This is a genomic window from Varibaculum cambriense (assembly GCF_022133705.1).
GTDB lineage: Bacteria > Actinomycetota > Actinomycetes > Actinomycetales > Actinomycetaceae > Varibaculum > Varibaculum cambriense_A.
Map to the genome: position 1 here is coordinate 26,012 of NZ_JAKNHJ010000004.1, position 22,022 is coordinate 48,033.

The 22,022-nt window shown below is 52.7% G+C and carries 20 protein-coding genes and 1 tRNA gene; 9 read left to right on the forward strand and 12 right to left on the reverse strand.

Translation table 11 applies throughout. The features are described from left to right. Window positions 1–42 precede the first annotated feature (42 nt). The 6 genes from L0M99_RS02580 to L0M99_RS02605 all read right to left on the reverse strand — a co-directional run bounded on the left by L0M99_RS02580 (window position 43) and on the right by L0M99_RS02605 (window position 7,024). Window positions 43–1,095, reverse strand: coding sequence for a hypothetical protein (locus tag L0M99_RS02580; protein WP_238127632.1), 1,053 nt, complete (start codon window positions 1,093–1,095; stop codon window positions 43–45). Continuing rightward, the gene (gene pafA, locus L0M99_RS02585) at window positions 1,092–2,474 is read right to left on the reverse strand and encodes a Pup--protein ligase (protein ID WP_238127633.1); all 1,383 of its coding nucleotides are present in this window, start codon (window positions 2,472–2,474) and stop codon (window positions 1,092–1,094) included. The genes L0M99_RS02580 and pafA overlap by 4 nt, the downstream gene beginning before the upstream one ends. 3 nt (window positions 2,475–2,477) lie before the next feature. Continuing rightward, a complete protein-coding gene (locus tag L0M99_RS02590) occupies window positions 2,478–2,660 on the reverse strand; it encodes a ubiquitin-like protein Pup (protein ID WP_024059044.1) in 183 nt (60 codons plus the stop codon). A 27-nt stretch (window positions 2,661–2,687) separates the two neighbouring features. Continuing rightward, a complete protein-coding gene (gene dop / locus L0M99_RS02595; protein WP_238127634.1) occupies window positions 2,688–4,289 on the reverse strand; it encodes a depupylase/deamidase Dop in 1,602 nt (533 codons plus the stop codon). An 8-nt stretch (window positions 4,290–4,297) separates the two neighbouring features. Then, window positions 4,298–5,839 carry a proteasome ATPase gene (arc, locus tag L0M99_RS02600; RefSeq protein ID WP_238127635.1) on the reverse strand — a complete coding sequence of 514 codons (1,542 nt, stop codon included), beginning with the start codon at window positions 5,837–5,839 and terminating at the stop codon, window positions 4,298–4,300. Between the two features lie 78 nt (window positions 5,840–5,917). Further along, entirely contained in the window at window positions 5,918–7,024 is a 1,107-nt protein-coding gene (locus L0M99_RS02605; protein WP_238127636.1) for a tRNA (adenine-N1)-methyltransferase, read from the reverse strand. A gap of 62 nt (window positions 7,025–7,086) precedes the next feature. Between L0M99_RS02605 and L0M99_RS02610 the strand changes: the two genes are divergently transcribed. Further along, window positions 7,087–7,953 (forward strand): RecB family exonuclease, encoded by an 867-nt coding sequence (locus L0M99_RS02610; protein ID WP_238127637.1) that lies wholly within the window; start codon window positions 7,087–7,089, stop codon window positions 7,951–7,953. On the opposite strand, the gene L0M99_RS02615 is transcribed toward L0M99_RS02610, so the two are convergent. Further along, on the reverse strand, window positions 7,945–8,586 hold the full coding sequence (locus tag L0M99_RS02615; RefSeq protein WP_238127638.1) for an HAD family hydrolase: 642 nt from the start codon (window positions 8,584–8,586) through the stop codon (window positions 7,945–7,947). The genes L0M99_RS02610 and L0M99_RS02615 overlap by 9 nt on opposite strands. Before the next feature lie 13 nt (window positions 8,587–8,599). Continuing rightward, complete coding sequence (locus L0M99_RS02620; protein WP_024059050.1) at window positions 8,600–9,430, reverse strand: undecaprenyl-diphosphate phosphatase; 831 nt, start codon at window positions 9,428–9,430, stop codon at window positions 8,600–8,602. 244 nt (window positions 9,431–9,674) lie between these two features. Here L0M99_RS02620 and L0M99_RS02625 point away from each other — a divergent pair, with 244 nt between their 5' ends. Next, window positions 9,675–10,610 (forward strand): aldo/keto reductase, encoded by a 936-nt coding sequence (locus tag L0M99_RS02625; RefSeq protein ID WP_238127639.1) that lies wholly within the window; start codon window positions 9,675–9,677, stop codon window positions 10,608–10,610. Window positions 10,611–10,626: 16 nt separating this feature from the next. Here L0M99_RS02625 and L0M99_RS02630 read toward each other — a convergent pair whose 3' ends face one another. The 4 genes from L0M99_RS02630 to L0M99_RS02645 all read right to left on the reverse strand — a co-directional run bounded on the left by L0M99_RS02630 (window position 10,627) and on the right by L0M99_RS02645 (window position 13,573). Then, window positions 10,627–11,034 carry a hypothetical protein gene (locus L0M99_RS02630; protein ID WP_238127640.1) on the reverse strand — a complete coding sequence of 136 codons (408 nt, stop codon included), beginning with the start codon at window positions 11,032–11,034 and terminating at the stop codon, window positions 10,627–10,629. A gap of 38 nt (window positions 11,035–11,072) precedes the next feature. Then, window positions 11,073–12,167, reverse strand: a complete 1,095-nt coding sequence (locus tag L0M99_RS02635) for an FAD-dependent oxidoreductase (RefSeq protein ID WP_024059052.1) — start codon at window positions 12,165–12,167, stop codon at window positions 11,073–11,075. Between the two features lie 178 nt (window positions 12,168–12,345). Further along, complete coding sequence (locus L0M99_RS02640; protein ID WP_238127641.1) at window positions 12,346–12,855, reverse strand: nucleoside triphosphate pyrophosphohydrolase family protein; 510 nt, start codon at window positions 12,853–12,855, stop codon at window positions 12,346–12,348. A gap of 16 nt (window positions 12,856–12,871) precedes the next feature. Next, window positions 12,872–13,573, reverse strand: a complete 702-nt coding sequence (locus L0M99_RS02645; RefSeq protein WP_238127642.1) for an HAD family hydrolase — start codon at window positions 13,571–13,573, stop codon at window positions 12,872–12,874. A 163-nt stretch (window positions 13,574–13,736) separates the two neighbouring features. On the opposite strand from L0M99_RS02645, the gene L0M99_RS02650 reads away from it, so the two are divergent. The 7 genes from L0M99_RS02650 to L0M99_RS02680 all read left to right on the forward strand — a co-directional run bounded on the left by L0M99_RS02650 (window position 13,737) and on the right by L0M99_RS02680 (window position 21,951). Next, a tRNA-Leu gene (locus L0M99_RS02650) sits at window positions 13,737–13,827 on the forward strand. Between the two features lie 202 nt (window positions 13,828–14,029). Continuing rightward, window positions 14,030–14,725, forward strand: a complete 696-nt coding sequence (locus tag L0M99_RS02655; RefSeq protein ID WP_238127643.1) for a FadR/GntR family transcriptional regulator — start codon at window positions 14,030–14,032, stop codon at window positions 14,723–14,725. A gap of 108 nt (window positions 14,726–14,833) precedes the next feature. Further along, window positions 14,834–16,273, forward strand: a complete 1,440-nt coding sequence (locus L0M99_RS02660) for a four-carbon acid sugar kinase family protein (RefSeq protein ID WP_238127644.1) — start codon at window positions 14,834–14,836, stop codon at window positions 16,271–16,273. A gap of 43 nt (window positions 16,274–16,316) precedes the next feature. Then, window positions 16,317–17,198: an NAD(P)-dependent oxidoreductase gene (locus tag L0M99_RS02665; protein WP_238127645.1), complete on the forward strand. Its 882-nt coding sequence runs from the start codon at window positions 16,317–16,319 to the stop codon at window positions 17,196–17,198. A 2-nt stretch (window positions 17,199–17,200) separates the two neighbouring features. Further along, on the forward strand, window positions 17,201–18,607 hold the full coding sequence (locus tag L0M99_RS02670; protein ID WP_024059059.1) for a GntP family transporter: 1,407 nt from the start codon (window positions 17,201–17,203) through the stop codon (window positions 18,605–18,607). 386 nt (window positions 18,608–18,993) lie between these two features. Beyond that, entirely contained in the window at window positions 18,994–21,564 is a 2,571-nt protein-coding gene (locus L0M99_RS02675; RefSeq protein WP_238127646.1) for a DMSO/selenate family reductase complex A subunit, read from the forward strand. A 36-nt stretch (window positions 21,565–21,600) separates the two neighbouring features. Beyond that, window positions 21,601–21,951, forward strand: coding sequence for a hypothetical protein (locus L0M99_RS02680; protein WP_024059061.1), 351 nt, complete (start codon window positions 21,601–21,603; stop codon window positions 21,949–21,951). The last annotated feature ends 71 nt before the right edge of the window (window positions 21,952–22,022 follow it).

Consider the following 22,022-nt stretch of genomic DNA (forward strand, 5'->3'; position numbering starts at 1 on the left):
GGATTCGGCAGAGCTACCGCTAGCTTCGAAAAAACTGCTACCTTATTTTGCGCAGGCCAAAACATCCATAACTACCACCAACGCACTATCACCGGTAGCTTGATCAGCCGGAATAATCGCCAAGATACGCGAGTTGGCACGTAGGGCAGTCAGTTGTTGGGATAAGGATTGGAAAGTACTTTCACCCACAATGTTTTGCGGGCCAAGATTCCCCCAGGTGTAAACGCGTTTCTTACCCGAGTCCAGTTCCCAGACTCCATATTGCGCCAGGATCTTCTTACGGGGGTCTAGTTGTTCGCCTTTGCCAGGCACCAAGACGAAAGTTGCGGCCTCTTGCGGTTTGGTTTCCGTTGCCGACTCGAATTGCGGCAATCCCTGCGGGAAAGTGAAACTTACTCCTGCCGCTTCCGGAATCTGCAACTGCGACTGATAAACCGCAGTAGGTAGCACATCGATAACGTCTACTTCCATAGCGGTTTTCCCGTCACTGGCAGTAGCTGGGCGGTGCACGATCAGGCGCGACCCCTCGTTCCTGCCAACAATTTCGGTAAGCAACCCCCTGGGCAAATTAGAGGCGTTAGCTTTGCCCACAAATAGCTGTGGCTTTCCTCCCTTGGAAACCAGTTTCCCGGTATCGCCCTCGTAAACACTTACCATCACCCGTACGTCTTGATTTTCCCGTATCTGCGGCCCGAAGCCACGAATAGCTACCCGCGAGTTAGGCAAAGTAATAGGCATTCGCCCTTGAAATTCGACCACTGGCTGTTCTCCCAGTTGACCACTGACTTTCACCTGGGTAGAAACCCCGCTGATTTCTTGGCCGCTACCAGCCTGCCAGAGATAAAACCCTAAAACTACCGTAGCGGCCACCGCGAGTACAGCAGCTAAAGCCAGCCACCACCGCAAAATACGCCAGAGGTAAGGCTTTTTCTTCGCCGGAACTGCTGCCTTTCGCGGAGGAAAGCGTGGCTTCATATCGCTAGTTGTGCCTTCCTGGTTTTCTCCGGAAGCGGTTTGCGGCTCCGGAGACGAAACGGGGACAGCATTCTTCGTATCATCGCCGTGACTGCGGGCGTTAGTATCCATTAAGCTCACGCCCTCTCCTGCAATTCGGCCAGTAGTTTATCTAGGATTTCACCTTCAGAGGCAAAAGGATCCCCTAGCATTACCGTCGGCATTTTCGATTCATCAATGCGCACGTGTATCCAATCAACAGAGACGTCTCGCCGCAGCTGCTCGGCTTCTCGCAAAATCCTGCCCCGCATATTTGCCCGGGTAGTGCGGGGCGGATAGGTTTTAGCGGCCTCTATTTGTTTTGAGGTTAACAGCTGACGCATCAGCCCTGCCTGACACAGTGCCGGAGCTAAACCAGCGGAAGTAATGTCGTGATAAGCCAAATCTAGGCGCGCTATTAGCGGAGAATTCATTGGAACTTGATGCCGCCGCGCGCTTTGTTCGAGAAGTTTCTGCTTAATCACCCAATCGATCTCGGTTTGCACCGCCTGGAAGTTTTCGTCCTCGAAACACTTAAGCGCCCTCCCCCAAAGCTCTAGGGGATCAAAATCACCGACGCTTACCCGCTCCCGAGTAGCCTCCAGCTCTCCCGCATCGTTTAAAGTATTCATCACCCGTTGGTAGATGCGTTTTTGGATTTCTACCGCATCTAGGTAACCACCCGTTTTTAGTTTTAGTGGCGCCCTGCCGGTTAGAGCGGCGTTGATTTCGCGAATGGCGCTCATGGGGTCAGCTATCGCCAAGTCGCTCACGCTTAGAGAGCAGTCAATCGCATCTAGCAAAGCGATGGTCATCCCCACTTTTAAGGCGGTGGTGGCTTCGCAAATATTGGAATCCCCTACGATCACGTGCATCCGGCGATACTGGCTAGAGTCTGCCAGCGGCTCATCCCGAGTATTAATAATGGGACGCGCCCGGGTAGTAGCCGCCGAAATCGGGTCATACATTTTGTCGGCACGTTGGGAAAAATGGTAGCCGCCCTCTTCATCTACCATCCCCGCTCCCACCAGGATTTGCCGGGTAATAAAGAAGGTAATCAGGGCGTCAGCCATTCCCATAAAATCCGCGGAGCGATGCAAAAGATAGTTTTCGTGGCACCCGCAAGAGTTCCCCTGAAAGTCCCGGTTGTTCTTAAAAAGATGAATCTGCCCGTTGATACCGTCAGCAGCTAGTTGCTGATTAGTGACGGTTACCAGATCTGAAAAGATCTCTTGCCCAGCAACGTCTTGAGCCAATAGATCCGTCAAATAGTCGCATTCGGCAGTCGCATATTCGGGATGTGAGCCTACATCCAGGTATAGCCGTCCCCCATTGGCGAGGAACACATTAGAAGAGCGATGTCGGTTAACTACCGGCATAAACAGCCGGCGGGCAGCCTGTTCCGCATCTAGAGGCGGCCGGCCTGCGGGCGCGGCGCAGGTGATCCCGTACTCGGTTTCGATCCCGAAAATCCTACGCAAGGACTATTCCCCACCTTTTTGCACAAAACCTTCGACAAAAGCTTGCGCATCAGTCTCCATTACCGTATCTATCTGCTCTAAGAGGGCATCAATTGCAGGCGCATTGATCTGTGCCTGCGCGGCTTCTATCCCTTCGTCAATGCTGTTATTTTTCCCGCCGGGCGCGTTTATTTGTTCTTGTACCACTTTTGTTTCCTCCTAATAAAGCTAAGCCTAAAATTTTTCTATCGGTTTTTCCTTTTTAGCGCTAAGAGCGCGGGCAAACGCGGCCGCATCACCATTTTCGAGGGCGCGCATTTCAGCTGGCGAGGCAGCGCAATCTGGATCCCCCAAACTGAAGCGTAATAGCTGTTCCCCGCCTAAATCTAAGAGCAGTGACTGCCAGGATCCTTTCTTCACTTGTGGCAGTTTCGCTACTGCCGTGCCCCGCACCCAGGATCTGCCCCCACAAGGAGGCTGCTGCACCGCTCGCAATACTTCCTCCGGGGAAAACAGTTGCTCTACCATTCCGGCGTCACAAATATTTTCGAATATTCCCGGCCGCAGCGCCGCCCATTGTAAATCTAACGCCTGAATTTTGGGGTGGTTCCAATCGCAGCCTAAACGCTGACGCATTCGTTCTAAAAGCCGATACTTCCCCACCCATTCGACCCGGCGGGCAGCGAGCTCGCGGTCAGTGGCTAAAGAATCTAAAACTTGCTGCCAGTCACCCAGCAACGCCGCACTAGCCTCATCTGCCCCACCTCGCTCTTCCAACGCCTCGACAATAGCAGCTCGAATAGCGTTTTGAATCTGAAGGGCGCTGAGCGGGCCTGACACCGTTTCTACGCGGTGGGTCAGCGAAATATCATGCGATACCGCCCAGGTTTCCTCTACCGGATCAGAAGTAATCCGCAGCTCTTTCAGCTGTTTTACCTGGGGACAATCCGGGTTTTCCAATAGCCACAGTAAAGCGGCAGTAGCGCCTAAACGTAGATAGGTTGAGTATTGAAAACGGTTCGCGTCCCCGCCAATAACATGGAGACGCCGCCATCTACTGGGGTTGGCATGGGGCTCGTCACGAGTATTAATTATCGGCCGGTTAAAGGTAGTTTCTAGCCCAATATCGTTTTCTACATAGTCGGCGCGTTGCGAAATCTGGAAACCAGGTTTTTCAGATCGCTGCCCGATACCTACCCGTCCGGCTCCGCAAATCAATGGGCGGGTAACCAGAAAGGGAATCAGGTTTTGGGCAAGACCATAAAAATCTAGGTCGCGCCGCAGTAAATAGTTCTCATGGCTGCCGTAGGCCGCGCCTTTACCGTCGACATTGTTCTTGTAAAGCTCAATCTGGTTGCCATTTTCTGCTGCCAGCTCCATGGCGCGGCGGGCAATCAGATCTCCCGCCGCATCATAGAGTGACCCTTGCATGGGACCGAGAGTTTCCGGAGAGGAATACTCCGGGTGGGCATGATCAACGTACAGGCGGGCGCCATTAGTCAGTACACAGGCACTTGGCTTCGGCATTGCGGCTTCTTGGGCGCTGGGGCGGGCAACTGCCTGTACTCCCGGGCCGGAAGGCGCCAGCTGCTCGGGATTATTGGTTAGCTGCGAGGGATCCGCCTGGCGGGGATTATGCGAAAACCCTCGCATATCTTGCAGGGGATTTTCCCCCTCATAATCCCAGGTAACAGCTTCTGCCTCGCGGGAGCGATCCCGATAGGCCGTCACTACTTGGGTAGAAAGTGCAACCGGGTTTGCGTAGACGTTTCCTACCTGGATAATCCCGAACTCGGTTTCGGTTCCCAGCGGTCGGTTAATAGCGCTTTGGGTCACGGTTCCTCCTATTGCAGGCTACGCACATCGACAATTCGCGCGCCCCTAACTCCCAGGGTACGCGCCCACTCTCCCGGATCGGTAGAAGCCCCCAGAGCTGCAGTTTCGCGAATTTCTTCTACCGCGGCTACTTCTACGTGCCTCCAATTAAGTCCCGTTATATTCGCCGGATCCTGCAGCGAGTCTTTAATCGCCGCTTTTTTCGCCCGCTCGACAATCGAGGCAATCATTGCTCCTGAAAGCAACGAATGTGCATAGATGATTTCTTTTTCCCCGCTCTCATAGGCGACTTCATAAATCTGAGTGCGATCGGATTCTTCCGCCAGTAGCGACACCAGTTTTTCGCGCAGCCTCGCCTTCCTATCTGCCGGGGAAGTTCCCCCCTCTGATTCTACCGGCACATTTTGTCCCAGGTGGATATCAAAGATTTGTCCGGCCTGTTCTAAGTTAGGCCGCTCAATACGTACCCGTACATCCAGGCGTCCTGGCCGCAGCACCGCGGGATCTATCATGTCCTCGCGGTTAGAAGCCCCAATCACAATCACATTTGAAAGCGCCTCTACCCCATCGATCTCAGCCAGCAACTGGGGGACGATCATGGTTTCCACATCGGAAGAAATCCCTGATCCTCGGGTACGGAAAAGTGCTTCCATTTCGTCAAAGAAAATCACTACCGGGTGCTCATTACTGGCTAGTTGTCGCGCCCTAGAAAAAATAGCCCGAATTTGCCGCTCGGTTTCGCCTACGAATTTCGAAAGCAATTCCGGGCCTTTGATCGACAAGAAATAGGAGGATTTCCCGTGGGCGTTAGCCCCTAAAGAAGTAGCAACTGCCTTGGCTATCAGGGTTTTCCCACATCCAGGCGGGCCGTATAGCAGTATTCCTTTCGGTGCCGAAAGACCGTAGCGCCGATAAAGATCGGGATGAATAAACGGTAGTTCTACCGCGTCCCGGATAGTTTCAATCTGTTTTTTGAGTCCCCCGATCTGTTTATAGGAAACATTGGGAACTTGGGGAGCCAGTAGTTGCTCTACCTCTCCTCTTTGCACCTTTCGTACCGCAATCCCGCTGCGTCCTTCCAGTAGCAGCGAGTCCCCCACCTCGATTTTTCCAATTAGGGGGGCAGCTAGAGAAACGATTTCACTGTCGGTATTCGATAGCCGCACCAGGGCGCGCCCCCGAGGCATAACTTCCCCTACCTGCACTAAAGTTCCGGTGCGCGGATAGGAAAGGATTTTGGAGACCACCATTTCTGCGTTTACTAAAACTTCGATCCCGACCTGTAAATGTTCAGGTTTGATATCCGGATGTACCCGAAGCACCATAGGTTTTCCATTTAAGAACAGCCGTACTTTACCGGGGCTTTGGGGGGTTTCCGCAATCACAGCCACGGTTGCCGGTGGTTTAGCTAGATCCGTTAATTGCTGATGAATCGCTACCACTTGTTCGCGAGCTGCTCCCAAAGCTGCAGAAAGACGCTGGTTCTTCCCTTTCAAGGAGGTCACTTCCCTCTGGAGGGCTTGCAACTGCTCTTCGTTAGGATCTGGCATCAGTTTCCTTTCCGTACACCTCTTTCAGCCTATTAGTTTTGCCCGCCACCTGCTCTAAATGTTCATGATTATTAACATTTACGAGGGCGTACCCGGGCTAGTTTCTGGCTCTGGTGGCGGCGTGCTTTCTGCAGCAGCGTTTCCTCGCGCCCAATATTCGGCGCGCCTAACTACGTCTCGGCGTACCCGGCGCGTCTTTCTCTGCGCGGGATTGCGCTGCCCTAGGCGTACTTGCTCCCAATCATCTTCCGGACTCCACTGCCCGCCGTTTATCTTGGCGGCCTTAGGGGCATTCCCCAATTTTTGCGGTCGCCTCGCCCCCCTTGCCAGCACTCGGCAGGTAACCAAAAACCCGGTATGTCCCACCATCTGATGTTCGGGACGCAGCGCTAACCCCTCGGTATGCCACTGTCTTTGAATAGTTTCTTCGCTGCAGGTAAACCCGAAACGCCCATCACTCCTTAAAGCTTCTACCAGCGTAGACATTTGCGTTACGGTCGTTACGTAACAGCACAATACTCCGCCGGGAACCAACAACTGGTGCAGGATATCCAGGTAGCTCCAGGGATCGAGCAGGTCAATAACCGCGCGATCGAAATAGTGGGAACCGTATATGCTTTCCAAGTCTATTTCCCCCAGGCATGCGCGTTTCAGCTGCCAGGCCGGATGAGGGCGGCCAAACCATAAATCTACATTCGCCTGGGCGATATCGGCGAAGTCTTCACGTTCTTCCACCGAAACCAAGTGTCCGGCTTCTCCCATCATCTCCAGGAGTGAAACCGTCAGTGCCCCAGAACCTGCCCCACATTCAAAAACCCGGGCACCGGTAAAAATGTCGGCAGATTGCAGGATTTGCGCCGCGTCCTTGGGATAGATAATCGCCGCTCCCCGCGGCATAGACAGGGTGTAGTCCAGGCGGCGAGGACGAAAAGCTAAGAATTCTCTCCCCTCGCGAGAACGAACCAGGCTACCCTCTTGCCTGCCCAATAACTCAGCGAGGGGGAAAGCAGCTTTCGCAGTATTGAACCAGCCGTTTTCGGTGATAGTTACAGTATGTAGATCCCCGGAAGCCCCCTGGAGCTGCACCCGGTCGCCGAGTCTAAACGCCCCGCGTGCCCGCGTCGGCAATCGCGGGACATCAGGGGGGATACATCCGCTTCTGTTTTCTGGTTCTATCTGATTCATCTCCCTAATCCTAGCTTTTCTTGCTGACTTCCCGGTATCAGGCAGCGCCTTACAATACTCTTATGAGTATTTCTAAGCGCGCCTCTGCCCTCTCCCCTTCCCGGATAGGCACTTTCCGGAATTGCCCCTTGCAGTTCCGTTTCCAAGTGATAGATAAGATCCCCACCAAAGAATCTCAGGCACGCCAGCGGGGAACTTTGGTACACGCAGCGCTAGAAAACTTATTTGACCTTCCAGCTCAGCAGCGAACTTTTGCCGCCGCCAGTCGGACAATGGAGGAAGCCTGGGACAAGACGCTTAGCGAAAAATCGGATTTGCTCGCCGAGCTTTTCGGGGAAGATAAAAGCGGTGAAAACCAGTTCTTAGAAACCGCCCGCCAGTTGCTCGCTAACTATTTCCAAATGGAGAACCCCGATCGCCTCGCCCCCGCTCATCGGGAAAAATATCTGCGAGTAACCGATAAAAATCACCTGCACCTGCATGGCTATATTGATCGGGTAGATATTTCTCCCACCGGATTAGTACGGATTGTGGATTACAAGACCGGCAAAGCGCCCGCCGAACGCTATATCGGCCCCTACCAGTTCCAAATTCGCTTTTATGCGCTGCTGTGGTACTTGACTCAAGGCCAGTTGCCCGCCCGCTTGCAGCTGCTGTTCCTAAAAGACCGGCAGGTTTACACCTATACCCCCACCGCTGCCGATATTGACGCCACCACCGAAGAAATATTCGCGGTTTGGGAACAAATCTTAACCCAAGCCCGTTCGGGTTATTTTCCCCCGCGTCGCTCGCCCCTGTGCAACTGGTGCGACTATCGCGCCTATTGCCCCTTGATGGAGGGAATCGCCCCCGAAATTTCTGACGAGGGCGTGCAGCGGTTACTTTCCACCCAAGAAGACGGCGCGCAAGAAGCTGCGGATTTAAGCTAAAAGTTCCTGGATATCGCGCAGTCGCAGGTGCCCCACCGAATCAAAACGGGCTGCCGGGATATCGGTTACCTCGCGCGGCCCCACTAGCGCCAGTCGTGCCCCCGCGTCTTGTCCAGCCGCTAGCCCGGGAGCAGAATCCTCCACTACCAGGCAATTTTCGATCGGTACGTGGAGGCGCTGCGCCGCCAGACGATAGGGATCCCCCGAGGGTTTTTGCCGCATATTCGGTTCCGAACCGGTCACCATCACCTCTAAGGATCCCTGTGGAGCGCTAGCACAAACATCGCGCACCAAGATGTCATAGGAGGCGGAGACCAAAGCAGTGGGGATCCCGGCGCTGGCCAATTCGCTGAGCAGTTCGCGCGCTCCCGGTATCCAGGGAACTCCTTCCAGGGTGTAAAGCTCATGCATATTCGAGACCATCATCTCCACTGCTGTCCCTGGCTCCAGCGGCAAATTCTTGAGCTGGATCATCAGGGAGGCACTATCAAAAAGCGAGTTTCCAGTTAGAGTCTCCCCGTCCTCCTCAGTCCATACTTTTCCGAAGCTGGCAACTATTTTTGCTTCTGTGCGTTGCCAGAGCGGTTCGGAATCAATTAAGGTGCCGTCCATATCGAAAAGAACCGCTCCCATATTTGTCTCCTTTTTAAGCGAAGGCCGATAGGGCCCCTGCGGCTAGCGCGATTCCTACCGCTGAGCCCAAGAGCAGTCGGTAGATCACGAATGGCGTGAAAGTCTTGGTTTCTAGCAGGCGCATAAACCACACGATTACCGCATAGCCTACGGCGAAAGCCACAAGGGTTGCCAGGATTGTCGGCCCCCAGCCGGCAGGATTATTACCTACCGATTTAGCGGCTTCGTAAAACCCGGAAGCAAAAACTGCCGGCATTGCCAACAGGAAGGAGTAGCGAGCGGCAGCTACCCGGGTGAACCCCATAAGCCGACCGGCGGTAATGGTTCCTCCCGAACGAGAAACCCCGGGAACCAGCGCTAGAGCCTGCGCGAATCCAAAGATGATTGCTTGCACCCAAGAAAGGTGATCAAGGGTTTTGTCTTTCTTGCCGAAGCGGTCTGCCGCCCCTAAGAACAGGGCAAAGACGATTAGCATCACCACGGTGATCCACATATTACGGAATTCTTTTTCAATCCAATCCTGGCCGAGCAGCCCCAAGATTCCGATCGGCAAAGAACCTACAATAATCATCCAGCCCATCCGCACATCCGGGTCGCTTTGGGAAACGCCACTGCGAGCGGGAGCAAAGGCTTGGAACCATTTGCACACAATCCGCGAGATATCTTTCCAAAAGTAGATGAGGACGGCGCTTTCGGTTCCTATCTGGGTGATCGCAGTAAAGGCGGCACCGGGGTCATCTCCAAAGATTGCTCCTAAAATTCGTAGATGGGCAGAGGAGGAAATCGGTAAAAACTCGGTCAATCCTTGCACAAGACCCATAATGATGGCTTCAATGGTGTTCACGACCTCCAAGCCTATCGTTTTAACGCTCCCTACTCGCCTTTCGGCTAGGTGTTTTCTCTCACCTCACGCAGCAAATCCGTCCAGCCCTTGGTAGCTAAGTAGCACCGGCAACGCATTTCCGCCGCTTATAGAAGTCAGATTCTTTTTAAAGTATTCCATTTTAGATTTAGTTTTCGGCTCTCTATTTGCTGTTGCTGCGCCGTGCCTGAAAAGTTCTCGCTCCCCTCCCCCTTAACCTGGGAGTATGGAGAAAAGAAGATTAGGCCGCACCGGGCTTATGGTTTCCAGCTTGGGGCTAGGAACCCTCACCTGGGGGCGAGATACCGACCTGGAACAAGCGAGCCAGCAACTGCGAATGTTCCTAGATGCCGGCGGAAATCTACTTGACACTGCCGCTACCTATGGCGAGGGCGAGTCTGAAAAACTTATCGGCACCCTGTTGGACGAGGAGTTTTCTCGCGAGGACCTAGTGATTTGTTCAAAAGCCGGGGTAAGAGCAGGCGATCCCCCCTCGGTTGATGCTTCCCGGGCAAATCTATTACGCGGTCTGGATCAAACTTTACAGCGGCTGGGAACCGCCTATATTGATGTGTGGTTTGTTCACCACTACGATCCCTTTGTGCGGGTGGAAGAGACTTTAACGGCCTTAGAAATGGCGCTGCGTTCCGGTCGCGCCCGCTATGTGGGGGTATCGAACTATCCAGCTTGGGCTATGGCAGAACTAGCGGTATTGCTGGGACAGGATCGCTACGAAGTTGCCGCCGTACAAGGGGAATATTCTTTAGTAAACCGCCAGGTTGAAGACGAAGTGTTAGCAGCTGCTGAGCATTTTGACTCTAGCTTTATCGCTTGGTCTCCGTTGGGGCGCGGGGTTTTAACCGGAAAATATCAAACGAGCATTCCGCCAGATTCACGGGCTGCTTCCCAACATTTACAGGGATTTGTTTCCCCCTATCTTTCTGCCGAGTATCAGCCGATTATCGAGGCAGTATTGGCAGGAGCCGAAGGCTTAGAGTGGGAGCCGCTGAAACTGGCTTTAGCGTGGGTTAAAGATGCCCCCGGAGTAACCAGTGCATTAACGGGGGCGCGCAGCGCTGGGCAGTTTGCGGCGGTATTAAAAGCAGCAGATGCTCATGTGCCCCACCAAATTCGGGTAGCTTTAAATGAGGCTAGCGAGTAAGAAAACCGGGAAAGACCTATTCGTCTTCGTCTTCTTCGTCCTCGTCGAAGTCGTACTCTTCGTCCAGAATTTCTTCCGGTTCGTCTAGGAGATCGTCGCCGTCTTCGTCTGCTTCGTCCTCATCGAAATCGTATTCTTCGTCCTCGTCCTGGTAGGCAGATTCATCTGCTTCGAGTACTTGATCCACATGGTCGAAAAGACTTTCCGAATCGATATCTTCATCCTCAAAAATATCTAGAGGCAGGTCGCACCCTAATTCAGAGTAAAGAGCCTCATCATAGGCCGAAAAAGCGGCTTCTAGTTTTTCTCCTGCCCGCGCTACCTGCGGATCACAGTCCGGATCTTCAGCACCCCGCGCAGCCTCTAAATGTGCTTGCAGCGCACCTACAAAGTTATCGAAAGTTATTTGCAAACGGTCAGCCACGATACACCACCCCCTGGGCTCCGAATCAACCAGGATGCTTAGGGTAGGTGAAGCTGTCCGCGAATCATAGTCACCATCAAGTCGGTTCCTTTGATTTCTGCGGTTTCTTCCGATCCGACGATCCGCGTCGTACCGTCAGGGTCAACCAGCTGCGAGGCACCACCATCAGGGCCTAACGGCAAAATGACCCACTCCTTACCCGGAGCATAGGTTGTCGAAGGAGGACGACCGGAAAGCTGATCACGAATATTCGCGATCACTACCCGGGCGTGAGCGCGAGCAGCATCTGCCCGTTTTGATTCCGGCACGTCGGTAATGTCGCCCACTGCGTAAACATTTTCCATGTCCTTTACACGCAAGTGTTCGTCAACCATAACTGTGCCATTAGCATGCATAACCTGGGAATATGACCCGTGGAGGTAGCCGGAAGAGGTTTGAGCCCCGTAACACAGGAACCACATATCGGCTTCGACCGGTACCCCGGCTAGAGTTTCAACCTGGAAAGTGGAGAGCATTCCCACGTCGGTAGGTGGCATATAGGCTAGAGGTGCTCCCAATACCAACTCGATACCGCGTTCTTCCATCTGGGTGGTAATGGTTTCACGCAAAGAATCCAGGTAACCCGGAGTGCCCAGGATATAGGGTTCCTTGTCAACCATGATGATCTTCATATCCGGGTAAGTGGAGGTGAGCTCGCCCGCAAATTCCACGCCGACAGTGCCAGCACCAACCAGCATTACCCGCTTAGCACGAGCCAAGTTTTCGCGAGTTTGATCCAAACGCGCCTTCGCGACCGAGGCTTGAGAAACCATGTGTTTTGCTGGGAATGGGTAGGTAGTTCCCGTTGCTAACACTAGAAAATCTGCTTCAATGGGGTCATGTCCGGCAACATAAACTGTGCGACCGTCAACCCGCATACAAGTCCCATGGACGACCTTGCCGCGGTCAAGCAGCCGACTGTAAGGCATAAATACGGTATGTCCCCACACGGAATCCACCGCTGCCCTCAGCGCTGCCGCGTGATGCACGAACTGGTCTTTTTGTTCGACCAGCGTGACATCAGCCACGTCATCTAGGCCACCCGCCACGGTTATGCCACCGTAACCGCCGCCAATGACAACTACTTTAGCCACGCTACCTCCCCTTTTATCTATCCTGGGTTATACCAAAACAGATGCGAGCTAAATCAGACCGGCAGCTGCCATCGGTCACCCCTTTGGGCGACGAGATGAAGACTTACCAACCCAACGATCATTTTTCAGTTCTACTGTATCTTACGCTATCAAAAAGAATACGTCTTTAGTAACTATCCTACTCAGGAATGCGGATTTTTAACGCGGATTTGACATTGGGAGGGAAAAAATTATCTCCTTTGAGAACTTTTCCGTCTTCGCGATAAATTGGTTTGCCTTCACCATCCAGTTTAGAAAGGTTTGAGGCCTGCACTTCCCGCAGGACTGCCGGCAACGAAATCCCGCATTCCAGCGCCATTCCGTAAATGACGTAAATCAAATCTGCGAGGGCATCAGCGGTTTCTATGGTGTCCCGAGTGCCATCATCGGGCAGGGAGGAAATGGTCTCTTCTAGCAGCCGGCGCGCCTTAGCTCCATATACTGCGCCGGTAAGCTCACTAACTTCCTCATATATTAGGCGCATGCGCATATGTACCCGTTCGCGATCTACATTTGGCTCATCGTGTTGAATTGGTAGTCCGTAGACCTCATGAAATTGGCGAACTAAATCTTCGGGGCGATGCGGATCCGGCATCTGCTGTTCGGATTGTTCCCCGGCAACTTGCTGGGCTGGTGCGGCCTGGTTCATTATAATTTTCCCTTTCCTACTTCGAAGTTGAAAGCAGCATGTTTTGCAGTTCTGATACTGATGTTACCCAGGGGGCTCCGGGAAATTCCTCCCGGCTACCCGCTCCCCAAGAAACCCCGATGACGTCGATACCGATATTGCGAGCCGCCCGGTAATCGTCCGCGCGATCCCCCACCATTACTACTCGCCCGGGCGGAGCGAGGGCAGCTAACTGGTCTAGAGCGTAGCGAATAACCCCTTCTTTGCCGCGCCTTATTTGAGGATTAGCCACATCAGAAGGATTCTCAGCGCTGGTTCCCGCTTTTTCTTGAGTTCCTGCCACCCAATCCAGATAGGGACTCATCCCGGTGGCCTCCGCGATATCGCGTACCAGTTCTTCCAGTTTGGAAGAGGCAACGGCAGTTTTCACACCGTCACGGTGCAAGTGGCAAAGCAGGTTTTCTATTCCTGAAAATAGCGGTACTTCAGTCATGCGGGGGCGATAATAGCGCCGGTAGACTTCCACTGCCTCATCTAGTCGCTCTTCAGGTAGATCTAGATACTGCTTAAAACCTATGCGTAGCGGTGGCCCTACAAACCGTTTGAGCTGCCGGGGAGATTGTGCAGGCAGGCGGTAGTGAGAGATCACTTCCGCAACCGCTTCAGTGATCAAGGGAACCGAATCGGTCAAGGTACCATCCATATCGAAAATCACGGTGTCAAAACAACGCTGCCCCACAACCCCTCGTTTCTGCTCAGTAGCTTCCGTTTCTTTTGGGCGCTAGATCCCGCCCTCATTGTAGGCAACTTTCTTCCCCGGTAAATCAACGCGCTTTATCCGCCCATTTTCCCTTCGCTTTTCCGCCAGCACCAAGATGTGCTAATCTCTCTGTTGTCCTCGAGCGCGGGTGGCGGAATTGGTAGACGCGCTAGCTTGAGGTGCTAGTGGCCAACTTAACGGCCGTGAGGGTTCAAGTCCCTTCCCGCGCACCAGCGATTTTTCTACTATTTCTTATAGCTGGCACCAGTCAAGAAATTTTACTTTTATCACGGATGTACCTACGCGGTTTAGCGGACGGATTACTAGCTATTCTAAGATTTGAGGGTTTTTTAGGTATCAGCCCGGGTTTTTTCTAGGCGAATTGCACAGTCGCTAAGCTAGGATTATCTAAACCGAAAGAGCTAGGAGAATACCTTGAGCAAGGATTTAGCAATGCGCGCTATGAATGGCATCCTTGAGCGTATTTCCAGCGGAGAGTTCACTACTTCTACCCCACTTCCCCCCGAGTCACAGCTTGCCGAAATGCTGGGAGTGTCGCGCTTAACCCTGCGCGAAGCGGTACGCGTCCTCAAAGATCGCAACGTACTACAAGTAGTGCATGGTAACGGAACTTTCGTGTTGCCTCTGGCGCAGTGGACGGACTTGGGAACCATCGCTACCTTTCTTTCCCGTACCGAAGACCCCTTAGATTTAGGGGTTAGCCTACTGGAGATTCGCCGCATGATTGAGGTGGGTACCAGTGGCCTAGCTGCCGCCCGGCGCTCAACTGCAGATTTGGAAAACATGGCACGAGAGCTAGAAAAATATGATCAGGCATTGGAACGGGGGGATGTTCCCGGTGCTGCTGCCGCAGACCTTAACTTCCACCAACAGATTCAAAACGCCAGTGGGAATCCCTTTATCAGCGCATTGATGCAGCCTCTAGAGGTAGCGCTGGAACGTTCGCGTCAGGCAACCGCAGCGGATCGGAGGGTTGCGATGCGAGCCCAATCGCACCATCGCCGGATTTACCAGGCAATTAAGCATGCGGATGCTACTGGAGCTAAAGAAGCTATGCGGGCACATATGACGCAAACTGCTGAGGATTTACGTACCCTAAAAGCTAAGTAGTGAACTAAATCACTCTTATTTCTCTGCCCCAGGACTTTCGTCTTTGCTAGCCTTTAAAAGACATCAGACCTCAGATGACTGTTTAAAATGCTACGAAGGAGTAGGCAGATGGCTCTATCGCTTTCCGAATTATTAAAAGAAATGCCCGACACCCCGCAGATCGGCGCTCATCAGGTGCGTGCTGCCCGCGAAGAGGCCGGAGATCACCGGATTTACGTGGTTTTAGATGACGACCCTACCGGCACTCAATCAGTCAGTGACTTACCTATTCTCACCCGTTGGGAAGTAGAGGATTTCATTTGGGCGTTTGAAAGTGGCAAGCCCGCGGTTTATGTGATGACTAATTCCCGATCCCTCTCCCCCGCTGACGCGGAAAAGGTCAACCGGGAAGTAGTTTTTTCTGCACTTGCCGCTGCTAAAGAATGCCAAGCGGAACTCGCTTTTGTTTCCCGTTCAGACTCAACTTTGCGAGGACATTTTCCCTTAGAGCCGCAAACCATAATGGACGAAATGGAAAAAGCGGGAGGCGCCCCGGCAGATGCAATCATCCTGGTTCCCGCATTCGGTGATGCTGGGCGAATCACCGTTGACGGAATTCACTACGCCGGTTCCGAACAAGAAGGTTTCATTCCCGTGGGGGAAACTGAATTCGCCAAAGATGCCACCTTCGGATATCACGAATCTTCCCTGCCCCGCTGGGTAGCAGAAAAGACCGCCGGCAAAGTTAAAGCGGAAGAAGTTGAGATACTAAAACTTCAGGATCTGCGAGGCAACCTCGCTAATGTCAGCCAGCAGCTTGAACAGGCACAAAACGGGCAAGTCTTGGTGGCAGATACTGTAACCGAAGAAGATTTACGCCAACTCGCCCTCGCCCTGATTAAGGCAGAGGCAAAAGGGAAGAACTTTGTTTATCGGGTAGGTCCGCCTTTCGTACGTGCACGCATCGGTCAAGAAGTACATCCTCCGCTTACCCGCGAAGAAATTGCTACAGCCCGGGGAGAACGTGAGTTAGCTGCCGGGGGGCTTATCGTGGTGGGATCTCATGTTGAATTAACCACCCGCCAGCTCAATCGGCTACGGGAGGAGGAAAAACCCACTGAGCTGGAAATTGAGGTGCAGCAGATTATCGATCCTGAACGCCGCGATAAGCACCTGAAGGACGTAACAGATCAGGCCATCTCGGCAATCAAAAATGGAAACGTGATTGTAAGAACCTCCCGCAAACTGGTTACCGGTGTTGATGGAGACGCCTCTCTAGAGATTTCCCGACAAGTATCAGCGGCAGTAGTCAAAGTCACTAAGGAGATCCTAAAGGCTGCTCCCCCACGTTTCGTAGTCGCTAAAGGCGGCATTACCTCTTCAGACACGGCTTCAAAAGGGCTAGAAATCCGCCGCGCGATGGTGATTGGCCCCATGCTGGAGGGCATAGTTTCCCTCTGGACAGCATCGTCTGGTCCTGCAACCGGAATCCCCTATGTCGTTTTTGCCGGGAACGTGGGCAACGAGGAATCTCTCACACAAGTAGTACGCAAACTCTCGCGTTCATAGCAAGGAATCAAAAAGTCTAAAAAATCTTTAAAAGGAGAAAACAATGAAACTTGCGGTAATCGGTCTCGGAGCTATGGGATATCAAATGTGCTCCTGGCTCAACAATGACTTCACCGTCACCGGCTATGATATTGCCACGGAAAAAATGGAAATGGCTGCTAAAGACGGAATTACCACCGCCTCTTCAGCCCAGGAAGCCGTAAAAGATACTGACATTGTGCTGGTAGCAGTACGTAACAGCGCGCAGTTGAACGATTTGCTATATGGGGAGGGCGGAATCGCCAGTGCGATGCGCGCCGGCTCTTGTCTACTCCTCACCTCCACTATCGGGATTGAAGCTGTAGAAAATGTGGCAGCTCAGCTCAAGACAGATGGAATTGGTCTGATAGATGCCCCAGTATCCGGCGGTCCGGCACGCGCCGGCAAGGGTGACCTGCTAGTAGTGGTAGGCGCAGTTGAGAAAGATTATAACTTCGCGAAACCGGTACTGGATACCATGGCCTCCACCCTAGTTTGGGTTGGGAAAACCCCCGGCAAAGGGCAGGCAATGAAAACTGTAAATCAGCTGCTGTGCGGAGTTCATATCGCGGCTGCCGGCGAAGCTCTAGCGCTGGCGGGACAATTAGAACTAGATCAAGAAGTTGTTCTGAAAGCCCTCATGGCGGGAGCCGCCGAGTCCTTCATGCTAGGTGACCGCGGCCCGCGAGCAATCTTAGCTTCGCGCGGCGAAGAACCCGAAGTAAAGTCACGTCTAGATATTTTCGTAAAAGACATGGGAATCGTGACTGCAGCAGCAAAGGCCGCGGGGATGGCAGTTCCGGTGGCCGCCGCGGCAGAACAAGAATATTTATTAGGGTACGCCAACGGGCAAGGAGCTATGGATGACTCTTCGGTAATTAACGTAGTAAAGCCGGAGGTGAAATAACAGTGAGTACTGGAGCTTTGCTAGGAATAGCACTGGGCGCGATTATCGTCCTGCTGCTACTAGTTATTAAAATACAGCTTTCTGCTTTTGTTTCTTTGCTCTTAGTAGCAGCCGGCACTGCCCTGGCAACTGGAATATCAGTGGGCGAGATTGTTCCGGTACTGCAAAAGGGGATGGGCAATACCTTGTCCTCGGTGATGATTATCGTTGGCCTAGGTGCTATGTTGGGACGCACCATTGAAGTTGGAGGCGGAGCCGATGCTTTAGCCCGTAGATTTACCAAGGTTCTGGGGCAAAAACGAGTAATCGCTGCGGTAACTGCCGCCGCTTTCGTATTAGGGATCCCGGTATTTTTCGATGTGGGTTTTATTATTCTCGCTCCCATAGTCTTCGGATTTGCCCGGGTAGCTAAGATCAATCCCTTAAAAATTGCGCTGCCAGTAGCTGGAGCCCTGCTTACGGTACACGTAACGCTACCTCCTCATCCCGGACCGGTAGCAGCAGCCGGGATTACCAACGCTGATGTCGGAACCATGCTGATGGTGGGACTGCCCCTCACCGCCATCACCGTGGTGATAGGGTTCTTCGCCGCGAAGATGGTGAAAGTCGAGGGAATCGAATTACTGGAATCTCCCGCTGACCAGCCGATTGAAGTCGAAGTTACCGAGGGAGCTGGCTCTACCAGCGGCAAAGTTGTTAAAGAAAGCGTGGAGGCAGTAAAAGAACGCCTCGAAAATATCGGCGCCGGCACCGTGGTATTGCTGATTTTGCTGCCGATTTTACAAATCATGCTGGGAACGGTGGGAAATACCGTACTTAAGGAGGGCTCTACCGCCCAACAGTGGCTAGGTTTCTTAGGTTCTTCCTCCATTGCGCTCCTAACTGGAGTAATCGTGGCTTATCTAGTGGTGGGGCACAAACTTGGTTGGAGCCTGCAAAAACGCGGCTCGGTATTGGATTCCGCCTTGCCCGATGTAGCGGTCATTGTGTTCGTAACCGGAGCGGGAGGAGTCTTCGCAAATGTGCTCGTGGAATCCGGAATCGGAAAGGCGCTATCGGATGCCTTGATCAGCCTAAATATGCCGATTATTCTTGCTGGATTCCTAATCTCAGCGGCACTGCGAGCCTCGCAAGGCTCAGCTACGGTGGCGATTCTAACCAGCGCTGGATTACTAGCAGAGCCCATTGCAGCAGCGGGATACACCGATCTGCAGACTGTTTTGGTAACTATTGCCATAGGTTTTGGAGGTCTGGGACTATCCCATATCAACGATTCCGGCTTCTGGATTGTTACCAAATACTTAGGGCTGACCGTTAAAGACGGTCTGAAAACTTGGACCGTATTGTCCACGGTGTTTGGAATAACCGGCTTCTTGCTAACCAGCGGAGTTTTCCTTCTGGTTTCTTAAAGCTAGTTTTCAGCTCGATAGTTTTACTGAATAGCTAACTTGAGGCCGCAGGTATTACCCTGCGGCCTCAAGTTTTGCTTGTATAAACAGCTCTTCCTCGAAGAACGTCTAAAAACACTACTCCGGCTTTCCAGCTGCCTGCTTTCTTGCGCACTGTCACCAATAACAAAAGTCAACCCTTGTTTAAATTGCAACAATTCCCACCTAGGACTTACGTCCATAGGAAACTTTTCATCTATTTTGTACGGACAATTTACTGATTAATCCGCGATTTTTCGGAGAAATAATTCAAAAAGTAATACTCCTAATTTTTTCAGATTTACAGGCTTAGAATGAGTGCAAGTTCACCAGAGTGGGTGGAATGGTTATGCGGTAAGGAGAAAATTATGCCATCGAAGCAACCGGCGAATATCCGTCCTTCTCGACGTACCTTCTTAAAATGGTCGGCGATAGCTGGCAGCACCACCGGGCTGGTGGCATGTGCTACCCCCTCCTCCTACTCCCCCGACAAGAACGGGAAGCTCGTACCCAACGGCACCGGTCGCACCGATGTAGATAAAACAGTCTGGTCGGCTTGTACTGTGAACTGCGGTTCGCGTTGTCCGGTACGTCTACAGGTTAAAGATGGCCGCGTAGTACGGGTATTGCCCGACAACACCGGCAACGATGAGCTCGGCAGTCAGCAGGTACGCGCCTGTCCACGCGGACGCGCTATCAGGCAACGGATTTACAATCCCGATCGACTCAAGAAACCCATGAAGCGCAAGCCAGGCACCAAACGTGGCGAAGGACAATGGGTGGAAATCTCCTGGGAACAAGCCTTGGACGAGATTGCTGAAAAGATGAAGGCGCTGAAATCCAAATATGGCAATGAGTGCTTCTACATTCAATACGGAACCGGGGTTTTGGGTTCCACCATGGCTTGCTCCTGGCCGCCAGAAACCACTCCCATGGCGCGGATGCTCTCCCTATACGGGGGCTACCTAGATCACTACTCTGACTATTCCACGACGAACATCACCCAGGCTTATCCCTACTTCTACGGTGAATGGGTAGCCGGCAACAGCTTTGATGATGCCGCAAACTCTAAGCTGCAGGTAATGTTTGGCAACAATCCTCTAGAGACTCGAATGTCAGGAGGGGGACAAACTTTCGTAACTCAGGCTACTAAACGTAAATCTGGGGTTAAAACTATCGTCATCGATCCGCGCTATTCGGAAACCTCGGTAGCTTTGGGAGACGAGTGGGTGGCGCTGCGTCCCGGCACTGATGCCGCCCTCATCGCGGGCATGATTTACGTGATGGTAGAAGAAAACCTCCACGATCAAGCCTTCTTAGATAAATACTGTGTAGGTTTCGATGAGGCGCATATGCCCGAGGGCGCTCCTAAGAATGCCTCCTATCTTTCGTACCTGCAGGGCAAAGGTAAAGATAAGACGGTTAAAACTCCCGAGTGGGCGGCCAGAATCACCGGCGTCCCGGCCTCGGATATTCGCCGGCTGGCCCGTGAAATCGCTACCGCCAAACCCTGCACCATTAACCAAGGCTGGGGGCCGCAGCGTCACGCCAATGGCGAAGGTATCGCCCGGGCAGTTTTCCTACTGGCCTGCGTAACCGGGAATATCGGCATTAAAGGTGGCGGCACTGGCGGACGCGAAGGCGGACAATCCCTCCCTATTACCCAGACTTTCAATACCGAAGTCGCCAATCCTTCAGAGAAAATTATCTCCGTTTTCAGCTGGTTAGATGCTATTGATCACGGCCCGAAGATGGACACTTTCAATGCCGGGGTAGGCGTCAAACCAGAACCGGGAGTTCGCGCCCTGAAAGTACCGGTAGATGAGGCCGGAAACCCGACCAATACCAAACTAGAGGTTCCCATCAAGGCAGTATTTGCCTATGGCTCAAACTCAACCGTGAACCAAACCGGGGACAACAATAAGTCGGTAGAGATCCTGCAGGATGATAAGAAGTGTGAACTGATCGTCACCTGCGACATTATGCATACCGTGAGCGCGCGTTACTCAGATTATCTACTTCCCGGTACTTCCACCTCGGAAGAATCTGACTACCATCACGGCGAGAATGCTACCCCGATGGCATACGGAATTGTTTCCCAGCAAGCCATCAAACCGCTTTACGAATGCAAATCTATTTTCGATATTTGCACCGAGCTAGCTGATCGTCTGGGAATTAAGGACAAGTTCACCGGAGGCAAGACCCGTGAACAATGGCTTAAAGAAATTGTCGAGACCGGTCGTGCTGAAGATCCTTCCCTACCCACTTACGAAGAGTGGAAGAAAGTTGGGATTGTTCGCCGTAACGCAGGCTCTAGTATCCCCTTGGAAGACTTCCGTAAAGACCCGGCAGCGAATCCACTCAGTACCCCCAGTGGCAAGATTGAGATTTATTCCCAGCGCCTAGAGAATATGGCGAAAAAGTGGACCTTCGGAGATTTCCGTCCTCGTCTAGACGGAGACGAACTCTGCCCGATTCCTGCGCACCTATCAACTTGGGAAGGAGCTGAGGATGCCGCCACGAATAAGAAGTATCCGCTGCAGGTTATCGGACACCACTTCAAGGCTCGTACTCACTCTAGCTATGGGAACGTGGAGTGGCTGAAGGAAGCCCATATCCAAACCGTGTGGATGAATCCGAAAGACGCCACAGAGCGGGGAATCAAGAATGATGATCTGGTGTTCATCTATAACGAACGCGGAACCTTGCGGCTGCCCGCCAAAGTCACTACCCGGATTGTGCCGGGGACTATTTCGGTTCCCCAAGGCGCCTGGTATGACCCCAAGCCAGCATCGGAGGTTACTCCCCCGGCGGGAGCAAACCCGAAGAAACCGGTCGATGTAGCTGGTTCAGTTAACACCTTAACTTCCCTGCACCCGACGCCAATTGCGAAAGGCATGGGGGTTCACACCATTTTGGCGCAGGTAGTAAAGGCATAACTACTGGGAACAGCTATAGGTAAGAGGTCAGAGATAATGTTCGGAATCAGCGGCAGCGAATTCTTGGTGCTGGCGGTGATCGCTGCCCTGGTTTTAGGACCGAAGAACGTGGCGCAGGGGCTAACGGCACTACGTAGAGTCCTAACTAGTTTCCGGGATTGGTCAGCGAAGTTGCGGCAAGAAACCTCTGGGGATTTTGCGGGGCTTACCCCCGAAGATCTAGAAAACTTAAAAGTTTTGCGTAATCTCAACCTTTCTAGCTATAGCCCTAAACAGATGATTCGCGAGACCATTCAAGAAGAAATTGAGGCGTGGGCACAGTCAGCTACCCAATCTGGGGAGGTGCTAAAAAATGCCGGCTCCCTAAACGCAGAATACCCAAAATAAATATCTGAACATTAACTAGGAAAATAGTTTTGTATTAACAGAAAAATAGCAATAGGTGTTTCCTAGAGATT

Bases quoted from the DNA above. Each gene is read 5' to 3' on its own strand.
- L0M99_RS02610 (WP_238127637.1), top strand. From the start codon at position 7,087: ATGAGTATTTCTAAGCGCGCCTCTGCCCTCTCCCCTTCCCGGATAGGC.
- arc (WP_238127635.1), bottom strand. From the start codon at position 5,839: ATGCCAGATCCTAACGAAGAGCAGTTGCAAGCCCTCCAGAGGGAAGTG.
- L0M99_RS02665 (WP_238127645.1), top strand. From the start codon at position 16,317: ATGAAACTTGCGGTAATCGGTCTCGGAGCTATGGGATATCAAATGTGC.
- L0M99_RS02675 (WP_238127646.1), top strand. From the start codon at position 18,994: ATGCCATCGAAGCAACCGGCGAATATCCGTCCTTCTCGACGTACCTTC.
- L0M99_RS02615 (WP_238127638.1), bottom strand. From the start codon at position 8,586: ATGGGAGCGGTTCTTTTCGATATGGACGGCACCTTAATTGATTCCGAA.
- L0M99_RS02660 (WP_238127644.1), top strand. From the start codon at position 14,834: ATGGCTCTATCGCTTTCCGAATTATTAAAAGAAATGCCCGACACCCCG.
- L0M99_RS02680 (WP_024059061.1), top strand. From the start codon at position 21,601: ATGTTCGGAATCAGCGGCAGCGAATTCTTGGTGCTGGCGGTGATCGCT.
- L0M99_RS02640 (WP_238127641.1), bottom strand. From the start codon at position 12,855: ATGAACCAGGCCGCACCAGCCCAGCAAGTTGCCGGGGAACAATCCGAA.
- L0M99_RS02605 (WP_238127636.1), bottom strand. From the start codon at position 7,024: ATGAATCAGATAGAACCAGAAAACAGAAGCGGATGTATCCCCCCTGAT.
- L0M99_RS02625 (WP_238127639.1), top strand. From the start codon at position 9,675: ATGGAGAAAAGAAGATTAGGCCGCACCGGGCTTATGGTTTCCAGCTTG.